Below are 16,015 nucleotides of genomic sequence, written 5' to 3'. Positions count from 1 at the left end.
ACCCCTCAGGCCTGGTCGTCCAGGACCGATGGCAGCAGTTCCTCAAGGTGCCGGACGATGTCGTCCGACGCCTCGTCCGCGGAGTACGCGGAAGGCACCTGCAGCAGGTGGCAGGGACGTCCGTCGAGCGCCTTGTTCAGTACGAGCCCCTTCGCCGCGAAGTGCTCGCGCCACGGGACGACCGACGTGGCCGCCAGACCGGTGACAACCTGCTGCGAGAAGCCCGCCATCTCGATGTGGAAGTTGCCGATCATACGGTCCACCATCCAATCGGTGGTCCGCTCGAGAATCCGGGTCTTGGTCCCCTCGAAGCGCTCAACGTAGATGGCGGCGGCGAGCGGGGCCGTGGTGGTCACTTCACGCCCGGGGAACGCAGTGGCCGCGTCAACCATGCGGTGCTCCGGCGACCACCGGCGGGAGAAGTCCGCGAGCCGAGGGTAACGGATGACGTATGGATGGACCACAGTGGTGAGGCGGCCTACGCTCTGGGAGAACCGTGGGGGGACGAGGGGCTTGCGGACGCCTTCGAACAAGTGCGGGTAGATGTTCCGGTGGTGGGGCTTGATGAACATCGGCTTCGCGTAGCCGAGCAGCGTGGCATCCTCGGCGAGGAAGGCCCAGTCATCACCCATGAAGGACCAGCCCTCGCGCCGCATCAGCTTGGCGGCGGTGCTCGTCTTACCGGTCCCTCCGGCCGCGGGAAGCGCGATCGCATGGCCCCGGTAGGCCATTGTTGCAGCATGGATCATGGCAGCGCCCCGGGCGATCATGGCCGCATCCAGCACGGGAACCACGGACGTCAACAGCTCGCCCGATCCGTGGACGCGCCACTGGTCGGCGTCCCGGACCACCTGGACCCGATCTGCGTTGAAGCGCACGCTGGTGTCCGTGTACGCCAGCTCGTGCTCGAGCAGGCCCGCATCCGGCATTGGTTCCGGCCGGTCGTCGACCACGATGTCGGCCGGCCGTTCGGTGTCCGTGGCGAAACACGCCAGCATGGTCCGGAGCTGGTGTGCTGCCGGCGCCTGTGCATCCACCCGGATGGTGAGCCGGCCGTGGATGTCGAAATTCAATGCCTTAGTCTCTCTGGTGCGCATAGTCGTCCCCTAACTAAATGGTGTCGCTTGGATCGTTGTGCTGGGATAGGTCGTGTCGCCCGGGCGGACGGTGTCCGCTGTGTCATTGCGGCGCGTGGTTGGTGGACCGGTGGCGACGGGATGGTGCACAGAGACCGCGGTCACTTGACTTCCCGCCACGGGCTGACGCCGGCCAGTACCGGTTGGCTCAAGGGGCGTCCAGGCACGTGCGCCAGCTGGCGTCCGCGGAGGTAGCCGGCCGCCGTACACCCCACGACGGCGACGTAGGCGGCTGCCCGGCCGAGTCCGGCGGGATCACCGCGGGTCCAGTCATACACCGCCGAGAAGACGGCCCGGGGCAGGATGCTGCGGACGTACCGGCGCTCGGGGCCGAGGGCCCGCTTGTGCCCGACGACGTGGCTGACCTGGGCTTTCGAAATGCCCTCCGACCAGGACCGCGAAAGCATGTAACGCACGGTTCCCCTGTTGGCGGGCACATGGTGGCGTACCAGCGCTGCCGGCTCGTAAACGATGCGGCATCCGGGGGCACCCATCGTCGACCTAATGCAGATCTCGGTTTCCTCGCAGCCCAAGGGAGTGGAACCCTGACGGCCCAAGGAGTGGTTGAAACCGCCCACGGTACGGATGACGTCAAGCCGAAACGACATGTTGGCACCGATCACGTTCCTGACTTCGGATGCCACACGTGGCAGGCCCCGGTGGCTGCAGCCGACGATCCAGTCGAGCTCTTCGCCGAAGTAGCCGGGCCGCCCGGCCTCCCAGAGGGGTTCCACCCGGCCGCCCACTCCGAGCACCTCAGGATCGTCATAGAGCGCCATGAGCCGTTCAAGCCAGTCCGGTGTGGCTATTGCATCATCGTCGAGGAAGGCCACAACGTCCGAGTCCGCCAGTCCCACGCCGGTGTTGCGGGCTCCGGAGAGTCCCCGCGGCCCGGTGTTTTTCACGACGGTGACGTCATCCACAGTGGCAGCCAAACGCTCGTAGAGTTCATCGTTGTGGTCAACCACCACCAGGACCTCCTTAGGGGCCCAGGTCTGCACGCGGAGGGATTCGATGACGTCCAGCAGCCAACTCCAGCGTTCGGTGGTGTAGGCGCAGACGATCACGCTGACGCTTGGGAAGGGTAGGTACGTCATGTCATGCCACGCTTATGACGGGAAGAACGCTGGTTGGATCGGTGGGAGTTCGCGGGAAGCTCACGTTGGCGTAGGCGTACTTCACCCGGCGCAGTGCCTCGGGACGGGCGCCGGCTGTGGGAGCCTCCCACAGGAGGCACTCATGGGCCATGGTCTTCAGCACCCGCCAGCCGTCCCGGAATGTCTGGAGGTTTGATGCCCCGGAGATGCGGTCCAGCTCCAGGCTGGGGACTTCGGCAATCCGCAGGCCGGCCTTCGCAGCCCTGACGATCAGTTCCGTCTCAATTTCAAAACCGTCGGATTCCAGCTGCAGGACTTCCAGGCACTCCCGCCGGAAAGCGATGTAGCCGTAGCAAAGGTCCGAGTAGTTGCTGTGCAGGACGGCGTTGGCCAGCCCGGTCAGCGCACGGTTTCCGTAACGGCGCAGCCGCGTCAGGTCTTCGGACCCTCCTCCGGTGACGTGGCGGGAACCTTTGACGAAGTCGAAGTTGTGCTGGAGCGGGGAAACAAACCAGCCGATTTCCTGGGGATCCATGCTTCCATCAGCGTCCAGCATGACGATGATGTCGCCTGTTGCTGCAGCAAACCCGGAGCGCAGGGCAACTCCCTTGCCCTTACGCTGCTCGTCCACCACCACGATGTCGTTGCGGACCGCCCGCGCCACTCCAACAGTGTTGTCTGTGGAACGGCCGTCAACAATCACCACCTCGTCGACGTAGAGGGGCATCCGCCGGAGGACCCAAGGAATGTTTTGGGCCTCGTTCAGCGTTGGGATCACGACGCTGATGGAGGCCCTCTCCGGCACTGCCGCCAGCTTGGAGAAGGAAATTGGGGGCTGAATGGAAATAGACAAATGCCTCACCACTTCATGGCGTGTGTAGAGTACTTTGGCCGATTGACGGCCCGGACTACTAATTCGTGAACTGAGCGTATGGGAGGCCGGACTACCTAAACATCAGTAGTGTGTACTTGCTTTTAGAACCTTTCCTACGTAGGGAATTTCCCTGTTCAGGGGGCTAGGGGCGAAGGGGCTGGGGCGTCTGATCCGTTAGGTACATAGGGGTTTATCGGCAGCGCGCGCGTAGCCCAACCGTTCATGAGGGGGCGCAAGAACCTGCGCCAAGAGAACCAGGATTTGGGCGCTTAAACAGCTCCGTCCCGGAGGAAACCAAAGGTTCCTCCGGGACGGAAAAGGCAACCCGCCGAAGCCGGTGTTGCGGGACGGGCGCAGGTGGCCTAGATGTCCTGCCAGCCGCGGCCGTCAGCGAAAGTGGCAACGAGGGTACCTACACCCGCAATGAGGGAGTTGGACGGGTCGAAGTACAGGGACGCCTCAGTGGCTCGGCTGTGTGTGATCAACTGCTCGGCTTCCAGCTTCGCCTCGGGAACGGTGGCGCCGATGATGCCCGTCCGCGCCGGCAGTTCCGGGGTGTGCACAACGTCGGCCTTCGTCTGGGTCAGCGGGATGGTAGTGCCGGGGCTGATCTCGTCGTGGGGGAACTCAAACTCGGCGTCGTTGGCGGGCGCAGGAATGGTGTACTCCAGGAAATAGGTCATGAAACCACCTTTGCAGAAACGCACCATCGAATCCACCAACCCCACGTGGCCAACCGCCGGCGCGTACCTACTTGCCGAGGCCCGCTTTCCGCAGCGCCTCAGCCATCGCGGTATCGGCCGGTGCCGGCGGGGGTGAAGGAGCGCGCCCGGGGGAAGGGGCATTGCGGTTCTGCCTGTTTGCGGACCGCCCTTGCTCCTGGCGCCCGCCCCGGTCGGATGCTGGGGCACGTCCGCGGTCAGCCGCGGGCCGGCCGCCCTGCCTGGCAGAGGCTGCCCCGCCCGGGGATGGTTCGTCGTCGAGCCGCAGGGTCAGGGAAATCCGCTTCCGCTCGGGGTCTGCCTCGAGGACTTTCACCCGTACTACCTGGCCGGACTTCACCACCTCGCGGGGATCAGACACAAAGCGGTTCGCGAGCGCAGATACGTGGACCAGGCCGTCCTGGTGGACGCCCACGTCAACAAAGGCGCCGAAGGCGGCCACGTTGGTCACGGTCCCCTCCAGGATCATGCCCGGCAAAAGGTCCGAGATCTTCTCGATCCCCTCCGAGAAGCTGGCCGCCGCGAACGCCGGGCGGGGGTCCCTCCCCGGCTTGTCCAGTTCCGCCAGGATGTCCTTGACGGTGGGCAGGCCGAAAGTTTCGTCCACGAAGTCGCGGGGATCCAGGGAGGAGGCCGGCGCCGGGCCCGCGGCGACCAGGATCTTGCGCGCCACTGAGTAGGACTCCGGGTGCACGCTTGAAGCATCCAGGGGTTCCGCTCCCCCGGTAATCCGGAGGAATCCGGCGCATTGTTCAAAAGCCTTTGCGCCGAGCCTCGGCACTTTTTTCAGGTCCGCGCGCTTGGCGAAGGGGCCATGTTCGTTGCGGTAGGCGACGATGTTCTCACTCAGCAATGGCCCCACGCCCGCCACCCGGCTGAGCAGTGCCGGCGACGCAGTGTTCACATCCACGCCGACGGCGTTGACGCAGTCCTCCACCACGGCGTCAAGGCTCCGGTCCAGCTTCGACGCCGTGACATCATGCTGGTACTGGCCCACGCCAATGGACTTCGGATCAATTTTCACCAATTCGGCCAGTGGGTCCTGCAGCCTGCGGGCGATGGACACGGCTCCGCGGAGCGATACATCCATGCCGGGCAGTTCCGCCGCGGCAAGAGCGGACGCTGAGTAAACGGATGCCCCGGCCTCGGAAACCACCAGTTTCTGCGGCTTCCGGTCCACGTCGGGCAGCCGCTTGATCAGCTCGGCGGCGAGTTTGTCGGTTTCCCGGGATGCAGTGCCGTTGCCAATGGCCACGAGTTCGACGCCGTGCTGCCGCGCCAGCCGCTCCAGCTTTGCCAGTGCTTCGTCCCACTTCCTGGCCGGAGCATGGGGGTAGACAGTATCGGTGGCCACCACCTTGCCGGTTCCATCCACCACAGCTACTTTGACGCCGGTTCGGAGGCCCGGGTCCAGGCCGAGCGTCGCCCGGTTTCCGGCCGGGGCAGCGAGCAGGACATCCCGAAGGTTCGCAGCGAAAACGCGCACGGCCTCGTCCTCGGCTGTTGCGAACATCTTGCCTCGCAGGTCTGCTGTGAGCCGGGCCAGCACGCGGGACCGCCACGCCACCTGCGCCGTTTCCACCAACCACGCATCGGCGGGCCGGCCGCGGTCGGCGACCCCGAGGCACCTGGCCACCGCAGACTCGTACCGGGAACGTGCGGCGGCGAGGGCGGCGTCGTCCGTGGGATCCGCTTCGGTGAGGTCCAGCTCGAGGACGCCGTCCTTCTCGCCGCGGAGCAGTGCGAGGACGCGGTGGGACGGCATGCCGGCAGGGGCCTGCGCGAACTCGAAGTAGTCGGCGAACTTCTGCCCGTCCGCTTCCTTGCCCTTCTTCACGCGCGACACCATGCGGCCCTGCGTCCACAGCCGCTCACGCAATGTGGCGGCGAGGTCAGGGTCCTGGGCGGCGCGTTCAACCAGGATGGCCCGGGCACCTGCGAGGGCCGCGGCGGCATCGTCCACGGCATGCTCGGTGTTCAAGTACTTGGCGGCTTCGCGTTCCGGATTGAGTTCGGGGCGTTTGAGCAATGCGTCAGCGAGCGGTTCCAGGCCGGCTTCGCGCGCGATCTGCGCCTTGGTCCGGCGCTTGGACTTGAACGGCAGGTAGATGTCCTCGAGGCGGGACTTGGTGTCGGCGGCAAGGATGGCTTTTTGCAGCTCCGGGGTCAGCTGGCCTTGGGCGGCAACCGAGTCGAGCACTGTACGACGGCGGTCCTCGAGTTCGCGGAGGTAGCGCAGCCGCTCGTCGAGCTCGCGCAGCTGGGTATCGTCGAGCGTCCCGGTGGCTTCCTTGCGGTAGCGGGCGATGAAGGGCACCGTTGATCCGCCGTCGAGCAGTTCCACTGCCGCCTTAACCTGCCAGGCTTTGACCCCCAGTTCCGTGGCAATCTGCGTGTAGATGCCGTCCTCCCGTTTCTGGGGCGTGGACGGAGTGGTGGAAGGGGCCTGCGGCTGTTGGGTCACCAGAACATCTTGCCCTAACCGGCTGCACGGCTCCACTGCCATACGGTGCGAGCCCTGCGGTAAGGGTATTCCGCTGCCGCCCGCAAAGTGCTGTAGTTGAAATGCCGTCTCAGGCAACCCAACGCTCGAGGAAGAGGGCATGATGCGGGAGCTGCTTATTGTGTTTCAGGAGGGGTTCGAGGAGGCAAACATCACCGTGACGGTGAACGGCAAGCAGGCGCGGCGCGACTTGGATGTGTCCACCAATCCCATCCTTGGCATTGCGAACGAGGTGTCAGTTGAGCTGCCGGCGAAGGGTGCGCATGTGGGAGTTGAGGTGACCAACCGCGGCCTCAAGGCGATCACGAAGGTCAGCGGAAAACCCAAAAGCGTCCTGGTTAATATTCAGGACGGGAAGCTTGTAATGACTGAGGGAACGGGCCGGGAGGCGGTCCTATAGCCCCTGGATACCATGGCCAAACCGGCCTATGGTAAAAATCCATTTGCTGGAGTAGCATCTGATCACCGCCGGCTTCCCCGAGGAGCCCGGCGGGCCAACTTCACTAGCCAAGGGCCGTCGGATGGCTTTTTGGCGTCTGCTGCCGGGCCAGCACACCGAGCAGCAAACGACGGCGGCACCCAAGCCGGGTGCCGCCGTCGTCTCTGTCAACAGGATGCTTTGGAGAGCGCCTTTTAGCCCGCGTACGCCGGGTAATCCGTGTAGCCCTCAGCGCCCTCCGCGTAGAAGGTGGACGGGTCCGGCTCGTTCAGCGGCAGGCTCTCGTTCCAGCGGCGGGCCAGGTCCGGGTTGGCGATGGCGGGACGGCCCACCACCACGGCATCGGCGTGACCGTCGGCTACCAGGGCCACGGCTTCCTCGCGCGTGGTCACAACACCAAAGCCGGTGTTGACCAGGAACGTTCCGCCGAACCGGGCACGGAGATCCTGGACCAGGTCGCCGGAGGGTTCGTGGTGCAGGATGCTCAGGTAGGCGAGGTTCAGCGGGGCGATGCTGTCCACCAGCACCTCGTAGGTGGCACGGACATCTGCTGCGTCCACTTCGGCGATGCCCTGCACATTGTGCTCGGGTGAGATGCGGATGCCAACCCGGCTGGCTCCGATGGCTGCCACAACAGCGTTGACCGTCTCGATGACGAACCGTGCCCGGTTTTCGGGGGAACCGCCGTAGCTGTCATCTCGGACGTTCGAGTTCGGTGCCAGGAACTCGTGGAGGAGGTAGCCGTTGGCCGAGTGCAGCTCCACGCCGTCGAAGCCGGCTTCGATGGCGTTCAGTGAGGCGTCGACGATTTCCTGCATGACCAGCGGCAGTTCGTCAGTGGTCAGCGCATGCGGCACCGGATACGGCTGCTTGCCGGCCGGGGTGCGGACCTCACCCTCGATGGCAACGGCGCTCGGGGCAACAATGGTGTGGCCGCCCGTGATGTCCGGGTGCGAAACCCTGCCGCCGTGCATGATCTGGGCGAACATGCGTCCGCCTTCGGCGTGGACGGCGTCGGTGACTTTTTTCCAGCCGGCGATTTGCTCTTCGGTGACGATGCCCGGCTGGCCGGGGTAGGACCGGCCGGCGGGGCTGGGGTAAGTACCTTCGCTGACGATCAGGCCCAGGGATGCCCGCTGGCGGTAGTGCTCTGCGAGGAGGGATCCCGGGATGCCTTCTTCGCCGGCGCGGAGCCGGGTCAGGGGCGCCATCACCAGGCGGTTCGGGAGTTCAAGTTCGCCAAGGGCCAGAGGGGAAAACAGCATGCGCGGTTCCTTTCGGGGGTTGCCAACGTTCTGTTAGGCCCAACTGGCAGGCGTATGCAACTATTCCGGATGCGGCGGGAATCACACAGTGACCGACGACGGACTTGTGTGGGTGCCGGGGGTTTGGCTGAATTCCGCCCCTACCGCGTTTCACCAATTCCGGGGCAGCCCTGGCCTTGCGGGTTCGCGTTGCAGTCATCGGCGTAGTTCCGGGTCAGGGACCGCCAAACGCTGATGGTTTGCGGCGGTGCGTTGAACTGCCCCTGGCCGGGGATGGGCAGCGGAGGGCCGGCGTTGACCGAGTACGTTCCCTGGAAGGATGTGGTCAGCACAACCTGGAAGTCGCCGGTTGCGCCGTAGGCATGGCTTGTCCTGGTCTTCTCGCCCCACCGGTCCTGCGGCAGCGGGCCCCCCATGGACGGCTGAGGTCCGAAGACGGTGCCGTCGCCGTAGTTCCAGGTGTACTGGACGGGGGTTGCCACAACGTGCACCGCCTGCCCGAACATGCTGATGTCGAACTGCTGCTCAGTTGCTTCTCCATAGAAGTTGGTCTCCGCACCCCGAAGTGTGTGCGGACTGGGCTGCGCCACCACAGTTCCGGCATTGACGGGAAGGTTCTGGAACTCCCGCTGGATGTCGGCGGCAATGCGCGGCAGCAGGTCCTCTGGCTTAGCGTCAAAGAGGCAGGTAGGTCCCGAGTGGATGGCCCACACGGCGCCAGGAACACCACGGGGCCTTGAATGCCAGATGACAGGAATCCCGTCTTCACCATCAGGGCCGTCTTTGCACTCCAACTGCCGGCCCAGGCAGGAAGTGTCGAAGTCTCCCCCACCGAGATGGCACTGAAGTTCGTACTTGTATTCGTTGGGGTCGGTGTTTACTGCTCCGGGTGCCGGTGGCGACATATGACCAGTCACTGGATCCATCGTCCAGCTATCAACGTCGATTCCTACATCACCGAAGTCAGCTTCAAGACCGTCGTCGGCAAGAGCGAGAACGGCTGGCGCGACGGTAAGAACGAACAATAGAACCAGTAACGTGACGATCCCTCGCCGCACTGACCCAAGCATCACCGAATTGGGTGCAGGTCGTTGACGCGCCAAGCGCCGTTTACGAAATTGGCTAGTAATACGTTGCCCGTGTTCGAGCCGTCACTTGCGGTTCTGAACTCCTTACCGCCAGTCTCATAGTAGATAACTGGACTTTGCAAGACCTGCAAAATGACCTGAAAGTTCCCGTCGCTGGATCTCTCAAACGATGTGGTGCTGACAGGAGTTGTTATCTTTCCGCCGGCAAGCCAACGCCCCCCTTGATAATTCGTGGTTAGAGAAGCAGTAAGTTTCGAGCAGTAGTCACAGTTCGGGGAAGTCACCGCGTCTAATCCCGCAACATCTCCGGTCTGATAGGCGTAATTGAGCTGCTCGAACCAGTAATGAGTAAACGCCTCGAGCCCCTCCTTCGTCTCCGTCTTTGCCACCTCGGGCAGCACTGGGACGGGGACGTTTTGGGCCGGGCCCGAAGCGTCCGCGGGTTTGTACACGGCACTGGGAGTCGGCGTCGGAGTGGGCGTGGCGCTGGGCGACATGGACTCTGCGGCGCTGGAGGATGGGCCCGGATCTGCAGGTGCTCCGCCCGAACACCCGGCCAGCACGAGCGAACCAAGAAGAATGAAGGCAATTGCGCCTGCGCGCATTCCACCGGACGTACAGCTGTTGTGCGATGTCATGGGCCGCTATTCCCCCAGTAGTTTTAGACGGCATTCTCCGGACAGTGACTTAAGGGTAGCCCAGATCACATTTCGGCGATAAGAGTTATCCACAGGCACTTCGCCCTTGGTTCTACCACTGCCGGAAACCGACACAAAGTCACAAAGGAGGCCGGAGCAGCAGATGCTCCGGCCTCCTCAACAACGAAATGCGGCACCTAAGGCTTCGCGGGCAGCACCAACTCCCCTGTCTTGTCCGTCGAAAGTGCCAGGGACGAAACGTACTGCGGGCCGCCGTCGGGAGCGTCCTGCGCGGACCGGACCATGTCCGGCCGCTCAAACTCAATCCCGGTCACGTGGCAAAGAAGCCTGGCGTCGCTGGGGTTGCCGTCGGGGTCGAACATGGGAAGGTCGATGCCGTCGTCGGTCCTCCGCAGGTAGTACCGCCCCTTCGTGAGAAGTGCCAGCACAGGCGGAAGAACCAGTGCCAGCCCCACCGCGAAGATCGGCGAGAAGGGCTGGATGGCCGGCCCAAAAGCCCCAAAGAACACAGCAATCGAAATTCCGGCAGAAACCAGCATCGAAACGAAGCCCACCGGATTTACCGGGTAAAGCATTCCGCGGCGGAATTCCGGCACTTTGGGGGAAATCTTTAGCAGGTACTTATTGATGGCAATATCCGAGGCTACTGTCACAACCCACGCCATGGCGCAGTTGGCATAGAAGCCAAGAATGGTGTTGAGGAAGTCGAACATGTTGGCTTCCATCAAAACAAGCGCGATGAGCAGGTTAACCACTACAAAAACCATCCGGCCAGGGTACGTCTTGGTAATCCGGGTAAAGGAGTTTGTCCAGGCCAAGGACCCGGAATAGGCATTGGTGACATTGATCTTGATCTGCGAAATAACCACCAGTACCACGGCAAGCGTCATGGCCAGCCACGCCGGCATCATCTCCCGGTAAACACCCAGGAACTGGTGCACCGGCTCGTTGGCAGTGGCAGACGCGGCGGGATCCAAGGACGCAATCAGGTAGATGGCAATAAACAACCCCACGATCTGCTTCAAGGCCCCAAAAATCACCCAGCCCGGTCCGGCCAGAATCACGGCCCGCCACCACGCACCCCTATTCGCCTCGGTGCGGGGCGGCATGAACCGGAGGTAGTCGATCTGCTCGGCGATCTGCGCCATCAGCGACAGGCAGACGCCCGCAGCGAGCATCACAGACGCCAGGTTCGGCCCGCCGTCGCCCGATTCTCCCGTGTATGCAAAGAAGCTGTTGATGCTCTCGGGGTGGGAAATCAGGAGGTACGCAACCGGCACCACCATCAGGAGCAGCCACAGCGGGGTGGTCCACACCTGCAGCTTGGCCAGGGTGTTCATCCCGTAAATCACCAGCGGAATGATGATGACAGTGGACGCCGCATACCCCAACCACTGCGGAACGCCCAGCCCCACCTCCAGCCCCTGCGCCATGATGGAGCCCTCCAGCGCAAAGAAGATGAACGTGAAGGTCGCGAAAATAACGTTGGTGACCACGGAGCCGTAGTAGCCAAAGCCGGAACCCCTGGTAATCAGGTCCAGATCGATGTTGTACCGGGCAGCGTAGTAGGCCAGCGGGAAACCGGTGGCAAAGATGATCACGGCGGCCACGAGGATGCCGAAGATCGCGTTCACGGTTCCGTAGGCGATGCCAATGTTTGCGCCGATCGAGAAGTCGGCCAGGTAGGCGATGCCGCCCAACGCACTGGTGGCCACCACTCCCGCACTCCACTTCCGGTACGATCGCGGCGCAAACCGGAGTGTGTAATCCTCCAGGCTTTCCTTGGTGGCGTTCAGTGCAGCGGCATTACCCGTGGGAGAACTGCCGACGACGGCGACAGGCGGCTGCGATGCCGGCTCCAGTAATTTGGTGGTTTCCATGTCATTACTCATCTATGTGCGTCGCTTTCGTTGCAGGAGTTTCCTGCGCTGACGCTATCCAGCGCGGACGACAGTCCCGTCACAGCCTTGTTTCCACGGGGTTAATCCTTGACAGCCCCTGTCAATAAGAAGCCCCGCAACGGATTCTCCCCTAGCGGATTTCTACCTAACGTAGAAGAATAGGCACCATGATGTTCGAACACGCAGATGGAAACCCTGTCCTGGAACTCAATGACGAACAGTCCTGGCGCCTGCTGGAAGGGACAAGGCATGGACGCCTTGTTGTCTCCGTTGCCGGTGAACCGGACATCTTTCCCGTGAACTACGTCAGTTCCAAAGGCAAGCTCTACTTGAGGACCGCACCGGGCAACAAGCTCGCCCAGCTGACCATCAACCCGGCAGTGCTCTTGGAGGCTGACGGGATCCTCTCGGACGAGGCATGGTCGGTGGTCCTTCGGGGTAAGGCGCGGGTGCTGAACACCTCAGCCGAACTGGCGGAGGTGGAGGGGCTGGGCCTGAAATCGTGGGTGCCCACGCTCAAGGACTTCTTTGTCGAGATCGAACCCACCTCCCTCAGCGGACGCCATTTCCAGTTTGGGGAGCAGCCGGAGCGCTGAGTCCCGGCTTCTAGACTGGAAGCATGGCGGATAAGCTCACGCCGGAGCGGCGCAGCTGGAACATGTCCCGGATCCGGGGTAAGCACACCAAGCCTGAGCTGCTGGTGCGCCGGCTCCTCCACGCCAAGGGATACCGGTACCGCCTGCACGGGCGCGCCGGCGGAAGCCGGCTGCCGGGCAGCCCCGACCTTGTGTTCGCTGGCCGGCGGAAGGTCATTTTCGTCAACGGCTGCTTCTGGCATTTCCATGACTGCCGCGTCGGCCAGCATGCGCCCAAAGCCAATGCCGACTTCTGGGCCGCGAAGCGCGAACGCACCAAGGAGCGCGATGCAAGCCAGCGCCGTTTGCTGGAGGACGCCGGCTGGCAGGTACTCACCCTGTGGGAGTGCGAGCTCAAGGACAGCTCAGCACTCGAATCCCAGCTGGTGCAGTTTCTGGGATCCACCAGCCCAGCGCATCGTCCCGGCACAGAGAAACGCCATTCTTGAGCCAATCTTTAGGCTTTATCCGAGCCGATCTTGATGCGGTTCCAGAAAGATGGGGGCATTGTCCCCATAAGGGACTCTAGGCCATTTCCATCTCGGCATGCGGCCGCGGCCGGCGTTTATTGGCCGACAATTCCCTGACTTAAGTATTAGGGACAGAAACCCGCAGTCCCATCAAGAAACCCACAATTATCCTGCGAAACCATTATTAGGAAAAGGAACACCCCTAATCTGAAGAAGACGAAATTCCGCCAATGAGCGCCCCGTTTCCCAGGTGGAAAACCCCAGCCGAGAGGACCGTAATGACGCTGTCTGGTGATGCCGGGAGGCCGCTCGTGGACAGGTCAGTCCTGGACAGGCTGCGTGCGGAACTTGAGGAGGACGAGGGTTACTGCAGGATCTTCGTGGGGAACTTCATCGACTATCTCCCGCACCGGATCGGACGGCTGCAGCAGGCTTTGACCACCGGGGACCTGGACGGGTCAGTGGACGCGGTCCTGAGTTTGAAGACATCAAGCCAGATGGTGGGGGCCGAACGGCTGGCGGGCCTGGCCATGGCCCTGGAAGGTGAAATCCGGAGGGAAGCCTACAAGGCCGACGTCGCGGTCGTCCTGCCCAGGCTTGCGGCGTCCTTCCTGCGGCCCATCAGCCAGTGCAGCCGGCAGACAATGCACCGGCTGCAGTCTCAGTGCTCGCTTGGAGCCAGCCGGTAGCCGACGCCGCGCACCGTCTGGAGCCATCGCGGCTTTTGCGGCGAATCACCCAGTTTCTTGCGCAGGTTGCCCATGTGCACCTCGACGGACCGTTCGTCCGCCTCACTGATGTAGCCCCCGACGTCGTAATCCTCGTCCCGCAGCCGGCGCACCAGGTCCGCTTTGGTCCGGACAGTCCGGCCTGCTTCGAGCAGGGCGTGCAGGAGTTCGAACTCCGTGCGGGTCAGGTTCATTTCCGTGCCGTCCACGGTCACCGTGCGGGATGCGTAGCTCAGCTCCAGCCCGTTGTGGCTGTAGTTCCCCCGCTCGGGATGCGCGGCGGCATCGGCGGAGGCCTCCACACCCGAGGCTTCGGCGGATTCGGGCCCGGAACGGGGGCGCCGCATCATGGCGGCGATCCGGGCGCGGAGTTCGCGGGGGCGGAACGGCTTGGTGAGGTAATCATCGGCGCCGGACTCGAGCCCAATCAGCGTGTCCAGCTCTTCCGTGCGGGCCGTCAGCATCACGATGTAGGCGTCAGAGAACTCGCGGATTTGCCGTGACACTTCAAAGCCGTCGATGTCCGGCAGGCCAAGATCCAGGGTGATGACGTCCGGGTTCAGCGTCTTCGCAGTCAGGACACCCTCGGCGCCGCTGCTGGCCACGGTTACGTCAAAGCCGGCCTGGGTCAGGACAGTACGGACCAGTTCGCGGATGTCGTGGTCATCCTCGATGACCAGTCCCACACGTGCATCACTCATAGCGCCCCCTCAGCAGCCGACGTCAGAAGTATAGCTGCCTGCGGATATCCTGCTGCTATGGCTCTGCACACCCCACCCCGTAAGCTGCCGCGCAATGACTGACCCCATCGCATGGTCCACGGGGAAGCTGAGGTTTTTCCGGCGCCCTTTCCATGAGTACACACTGACTGAGCGCGTGGCATTGAGCCAGATGCCGCTGTTCGTGACCACCTTGCTGACGGCGTTCCTGATCTGGGCGTTCTTCCCCTCCACCATGGGCAACCCCCTGTTTGTCACCTTCCTGGTGTCACAAATCGCCATCATGGCCATGTGCTACCTGGTGCCCTGGGGCCGGCTGCCCTACACCAGCTTCCTGGTTATACCGCTGCTGGACTTCGTCTCCATTGCGCTGGGCCGGGAGGGCGGGCAGGAAAGCCTGACCGGGATCAGCCTGCTTGCCGTGTTCCCGGTGATCTGGTTGTGCGCGTCCGGCTACTATCCCCGGGCCGCTTTGTGGCTGTCCTTCCTCGGGCCGCTGGCAATCATCTGGGTCCCCTTGCTGATCAAGGGCGCCCTGACCGGGCAGGACTTTGCCCGGTCGTTGCTCCTGCCAGTGATGATGCTCGGCATTGGCGTCTCGGTCAGCGTCCTGACGCTCAGCATGATGCGCCAGCAGCGCGAACTGGAGGAAAAGGACGCCCAGCTGCAGGCCAACCTGCGCAGCAGCCAGCGCCAGGAGTCATTGCTCAACACCGTCCTGGACACCGTCCACCTGGGCGTCCTCGCCGTTGACGCCGACGGGCATGACGTGCTGATGAACCGGAAGCAGCGGGTTAACCACGAGCTGGCCCGGCCCAAGGACATTGCGGATCCGAATGAGTCCCAGCTCCTGGTCTTCGGCCCGGACCGGAAAACCCTTGTTCCGGTGGAGGAGCGTCCAGTCCGGCGGGCAGTGCTGGGCGAAACATTTACCGACTACCTGGTTTGGCTGGGTTCCGGCAACGAACAGCGCGCTTTTGTGACCACCGCGCGCGCCATGAAGGACAACGACGGCACATTCGCCGGCTCAGTGATCGCGTTCAGCGACGTGACCGACCTCGTCAACGCGCTGACCGCCAAGGACGACTTCGTCTCCAGCGTCTCGCACGAATTCCGGACGCCGCTGACGTCCATCCTCGGATACGTGGAGATTCTCCTGGGTGACGAACCCGACGAATCGCAGGTGGACATGCTGGAGATCATCCGCAGGAACTCGGAACGCCTGCTGACGCTGGTGTCCGACCTGCTGTCCAGCCGCAACGGCCAGCTCATCGTGACACCGCACGCCGTGGATGTGGCGGAACTGGTGCGCACCAGTGTTTCCTCCGCCATGCCAAGGGCGGCTGCCTCGGGTGTGGAGCTCACCGCCGAGACGCCGGACCGTCTCGAAGCCCACGTCGACGGGCCCCGGATCTCCCAGGTACTGGACAACCTGGTCTCCAACGCCATCAAGTACTCCCCCGGTGGCGGCAACGTGCTGGTGACGCTGGCCCAGGAGGATGGGCACCTCGCCTGCCGGGTAACCGACACCGGCATGGGTATGACCCCGGAGGACGCGTCCGAAGTCTTTGCCAAGTTCTTCCGCACCAGCAACGTCCGCAGGACCGCCATTCCCGGAGTTGGCCTGGGCCTTCCCATTAGCAAGGCTATTGTGGAAGCGCACGGCGGGACCATCGGAGTGGAAAGCACACTCGGCGAAGGAACAACGTTTATCTTCCGGGTCCCCGTCTAGCCACATCCGGTGGTTGAGCTTGCCGAAACCAGGATTTCGACAAGCTC

General features: G+C 63.4%; 16 protein-coding genes. 6 read left to right on the top strand and 10 right to left on the bottom strand.

Features of this window, described 5'->3' with window-relative positions; genetic code table 11:
- Positions 1-5 precede the first annotated feature (5 nt).
- The 5 genes from BMX78_RS05485 to BMX78_RS05465 all read right to left on the bottom strand — a co-directional run bounded on the left by BMX78_RS05485 (position 6) and on the right by BMX78_RS05465 (position 6,293).
- Positions 6-1,097 (bottom strand): hypothetical protein, encoded by a 1,092-nt coding sequence (locus BMX78_RS05485; RefSeq protein ID WP_091417390.1) that lies wholly within the window; start codon positions 1,095-1,097, stop codon positions 6-8.
- Positions 1,098-1,237: 140 nt separating this feature from the next.
- A complete protein-coding gene (locus BMX78_RS05480; RefSeq protein ID WP_091417387.1) occupies positions 1,238-2,233 on the bottom strand; it encodes a glycosyltransferase family 2 protein in 996 nt (331 codons plus the stop codon).
- Between the two features lies 1 nt (position 2,234).
- Complete coding sequence (locus tag BMX78_RS05475) at positions 2,235-3,095, bottom strand: glycosyltransferase family 2 protein (protein ID WP_255470681.1); 861 nt, start codon at positions 3,093-3,095, stop codon at positions 2,235-2,237.
- Between the two features lie 374 nt (positions 3,096-3,469).
- Positions 3,470-3,790 (bottom strand): hypothetical protein, encoded by a 321-nt coding sequence (locus BMX78_RS05470; protein ID WP_091417948.1) that lies wholly within the window; start codon positions 3,788-3,790, stop codon positions 3,470-3,472.
- A 67-nt stretch (positions 3,791-3,857) separates the two neighbouring features.
- Positions 3,858-6,293, bottom strand: a complete 2,436-nt coding sequence (locus tag BMX78_RS05465; RefSeq protein ID WP_286138803.1) for a Tex family protein — start codon at positions 6,291-6,293, stop codon at positions 3,858-3,860.
- 142 nt (positions 6,294-6,435) lie between these two features.
- Between BMX78_RS05465 and BMX78_RS05460 the strand changes: the two genes are divergently transcribed.
- Complete coding sequence (locus BMX78_RS05460) at positions 6,436-6,732, top strand: hypothetical protein (protein WP_091417945.1); 297 nt, start codon at positions 6,436-6,438, stop codon at positions 6,730-6,732.
- 233 nt (positions 6,733-6,965) lie between these two features.
- Here BMX78_RS05460 and BMX78_RS05455 read toward each other — a convergent pair whose 3' ends face one another.
- The gene (locus tag BMX78_RS05455; protein WP_091417382.1) at positions 6,966-8,036 is read right to left on the bottom strand and encodes an alkene reductase; all 1,071 of its coding nucleotides are present in this window, start codon (positions 8,034-8,036) and stop codon (positions 6,966-6,968) included.
- A gap of 140 nt (positions 8,037-8,176) precedes the next feature.
- Positions 8,177-8,941, bottom strand: a complete 765-nt coding sequence (locus BMX78_RS05450) for a hypothetical protein (protein WP_286138802.1) — start codon at positions 8,939-8,941, stop codon at positions 8,177-8,179.
- Here BMX78_RS05450 and BMX78_RS23355 point away from each other — a divergent pair, their 5' ends adjacent.
- Positions 8,942-9,064, top strand: a complete 123-nt coding sequence (locus BMX78_RS23355) for a hypothetical protein (RefSeq protein ID WP_286138801.1) — start codon at positions 8,942-8,944, stop codon at positions 9,062-9,064. It begins immediately after the preceding gene.
- A gap of 41 nt (positions 9,065-9,105) precedes the next feature.
- Here BMX78_RS23355 and BMX78_RS22705 read toward each other — a convergent pair whose 3' ends face one another.
- The gene (locus tag BMX78_RS22705) at positions 9,106-9,621 is read right to left on the bottom strand and encodes a DUF6318 family protein (RefSeq protein WP_286138826.1); all 516 of its coding nucleotides are present in this window, start codon (positions 9,619-9,621) and stop codon (positions 9,106-9,108) included.
- Positions 9,622-9,959: 338 nt separating this feature from the next.
- On the bottom strand, positions 9,960-11,675 hold the full coding sequence (locus BMX78_RS05445; RefSeq protein WP_091417379.1) for a purine-cytosine permease family protein: 1,716 nt from the start codon (positions 11,673-11,675) through the stop codon (positions 9,960-9,962).
- Positions 11,676-11,851: 176 nt separating this feature from the next.
- On the opposite strand from BMX78_RS05445, the gene BMX78_RS05440 reads away from it, so the two are divergent.
- The 3 genes from BMX78_RS05440 (at position 11,852) to BMX78_RS05430 (ending at position 13,478) form a co-directional block, all read left to right on the top strand.
- Positions 11,852-12,280, top strand: coding sequence for a pyridoxamine 5'-phosphate oxidase family protein (locus BMX78_RS05440; protein WP_091417377.1), 429 nt, complete (start codon positions 11,852-11,854; stop codon positions 12,278-12,280).
- Between the two features lie 23 nt (positions 12,281-12,303).
- Positions 12,304-12,768 carry a very short patch repair endonuclease gene (locus BMX78_RS05435; RefSeq protein WP_091417373.1) on the top strand — a complete coding sequence of 155 codons (465 nt, stop codon included), beginning with the start codon at positions 12,304-12,306 and terminating at the stop codon, positions 12,766-12,768.
- 299 nt (positions 12,769-13,067) lie between these two features.
- On the top strand, positions 13,068-13,478 hold the full coding sequence (locus tag BMX78_RS05430) for an Hpt domain-containing protein (protein ID WP_091417941.1): 411 nt from the start codon (positions 13,068-13,070) through the stop codon (positions 13,476-13,478).
- Here the strand turns inward: BMX78_RS05430 and BMX78_RS05425 are convergent.
- Positions 13,451-14,218, bottom strand: coding sequence for a response regulator transcription factor (locus tag BMX78_RS05425; RefSeq protein WP_170850697.1), 768 nt, complete (start codon positions 14,216-14,218; stop codon positions 13,451-13,453). The two genes, BMX78_RS05430 and BMX78_RS05425, sit on opposite strands and share 28 nt — an antisense overlap.
- A gap of 94 nt (positions 14,219-14,312) precedes the next feature.
- On the opposite strand from BMX78_RS05425, the gene BMX78_RS05420 reads away from it, so the two are divergent.
- Positions 14,313-15,968, top strand: a complete 1,656-nt coding sequence (locus BMX78_RS05420) for a sensor histidine kinase (RefSeq protein ID WP_091417369.1) — start codon at positions 14,313-14,315, stop codon at positions 15,966-15,968.
- Positions 15,969-16,015 lie beyond the last annotated feature (47 nt).

Source organism: Arthrobacter sp. OV608 (assembly GCA_900110595.1).
GTDB lineage: Bacteria > Actinomycetota > Actinomycetes > Actinomycetales > Micrococcaceae > Arthrobacter.
The sequence above is the reverse complement of the archived record's forward strand: the minus strand, read 5'-3'. Positions and strand labels throughout refer to the sequence as shown.

What these genes read in the sequence shown, in the direction of transcription:
- BMX78_RS05455 (WP_091417382.1), bottom strand. Translation starts at nt 8,036, where the DNA reads ATGCTGTTTTCCCCTCTGGCCCTTGGCGAACTTGAACTCCCGAACCGC.
- BMX78_RS23355 (WP_286138801.1), top strand. Translation starts at nt 8,942, where the DNA reads ATGACCAGTCACTGGATCCATCGTCCAGCTATCAACGTCGATTCCTAC.
- BMX78_RS05470 (WP_091417948.1), bottom strand. Translation starts at nt 3,790, where the DNA reads ATGACCTATTTCCTGGAGTACACCATTCCTGCGCCCGCCAACGACGCC.
- BMX78_RS05430 (WP_091417941.1), top strand. Translation starts at nt 13,068, where the DNA reads ATGACGCTGTCTGGTGATGCCGGGAGGCCGCTCGTGGACAGGTCAGTC.
- BMX78_RS05425 (WP_170850697.1), bottom strand. Translation starts at nt 14,218, where the DNA reads ATGAGTGATGCACGTGTGGGACTGGTCATCGAGGATGACCACGACATC.
- BMX78_RS05480 (WP_091417387.1), bottom strand. Translation starts at nt 2,233, where the DNA reads ATGACGTACCTACCCTTCCCAAGCGTCAGCGTGATCGTCTGCGCCTAC.
- BMX78_RS05485 (WP_091417390.1), bottom strand. Translation starts at nt 1,097, where the DNA reads ATGCGCACCAGAGAGACTAAGGCATTGAATTTCGACATCCACGGCCGG.
- BMX78_RS05435 (WP_091417373.1), top strand. Translation starts at nt 12,304, where the DNA reads ATGGCGGATAAGCTCACGCCGGAGCGGCGCAGCTGGAACATGTCCCGG.
- BMX78_RS22705 (WP_286138826.1), bottom strand. Translation starts at nt 9,621, where the DNA reads ATGTCGCCCAGCGCCACGCCCACTCCGACGCCGACTCCCAGTGCCGTG.
- BMX78_RS05440 (WP_091417377.1), top strand. Translation starts at nt 11,852, where the DNA reads ATGATGTTCGAACACGCAGATGGAAACCCTGTCCTGGAACTCAATGAC.
- BMX78_RS05445 (WP_091417379.1), bottom strand. Translation starts at nt 11,675, where the DNA reads ATGAGTAATGACATGGAAACCACCAAATTACTGGAGCCGGCATCGCAG.
- BMX78_RS05420 (WP_091417369.1), top strand. Translation starts at nt 14,313, where the DNA reads ATGACTGACCCCATCGCATGGTCCACGGGGAAGCTGAGGTTTTTCCGG.
- BMX78_RS05450 (WP_286138802.1), bottom strand. Translation starts at nt 8,941, where the DNA reads ATGTCGCCACCGGCACCCGGAGCAGTAAACACCGACCCCAACGAATAC.
- BMX78_RS05460 (WP_091417945.1), top strand. Translation starts at nt 6,436, where the DNA reads ATGCGGGAGCTGCTTATTGTGTTTCAGGAGGGGTTCGAGGAGGCAAAC.